The following is a 948-nucleotide window of genomic DNA, read 5'->3' as shown; positions in this document are numbered from 1 at the left end:
CTTGGCTTCAAGGGGTGATTGCAACACTTCGTGATTGGGGTGTTGATGCCGCGGAGTCCGTTGTTGTCGGTTCAGGTTCGTTTTTGGGAGTTGGTATCCGCGGGGCTGATCCCTGGTGATGCCGGGCTAGCTGTTGGCGTGTCGGCGGGCACTGGTGGGTTGTGGTTTCGCCAGTGTGGCGGTGTGAACCCACAATTGGAGCAGCCCTGCGGTGTTAAACGACCACGGCTGACACATGCTGAGCGTGAGCAGATCATGATCGGCACCGCATCAGGAGAGTCGATCCGCTCGATCGCTCGACGGTTAGGGCGGGCCGGCACAACGGTCATGCGCGAGATCGAACGCAACGGCAAGGTGCGCGGACTCGAGGGCCGATACCGGGCATTGCATCGCTTCGGCGCCAACCGCGGAGGCTGGGACGCGAAGTCGGGGTATTCAGCCGTGCTGGCCCAGCAGCGCAGCGAGGCCCGAGCACGTCGGCCCAAGATCGGCAAGATCGGCCGCTGCCCGGCGTTGAGTGATGAAGTACAAACGTTGTTGACCAAGAAATTCAGCCCTGCTCAGATCGCGGGACGGTTGGCCAAGACCTACCCCGATCGCCCGGAGATGCTGGTGTCCCACGAAACCATCTACAAAGCCCTCTACGTGCAAGGACGCGGCGAACTGCGGCGGGAGTTAACGCGGTGTCTGCGCACCGGGCGGACGCTGCGCAAGCCCCGCAACCGGCGCCCCAGCAGCGATGGCCCAGGACATATCCAGGGCATGGTCAACATCAGCGAGCGTCCCGCCGAAGCCCAAGACCGGGCCGTGCCCGGGCACTGGGAAGGTGACCTGATCATCGGTAAAAACCAGGCATCTCAGATCGGCACCCTCGTGGAGCGCTCCAGCGGATTCGTCCAATTCGTGCACCTGCCCCAACGTCGCGACGCCGCCACCGTCGCTGACGCT

General features: G+C 63.5%; 1 protein-coding gene. It reads left to right on the top strand.

What is annotated here, in order from left to right; translation table 11 throughout:
* Window positions 1-39 precede the first annotated feature (39 nt).
* On the top strand, window positions 40-948 hold a 909-nt coding region (locus tag SLQ31_RS29405), incomplete at its 3' end, for an IS30 family transposase (RefSeq protein ID WP_319437726.1).

It is taken from the genome of Mycobacterium sp. RTGN5, from assembly GCF_033804465.1.
Classification (GTDB): domain Bacteria; phylum Actinomycetota; class Actinomycetes; order Mycobacteriales; family Mycobacteriaceae; genus Mycobacterium.
Note: the sequence above shows the minus strand (reverse complement) of the source record. Positions and strands in the feature narration are given on the sequence as shown.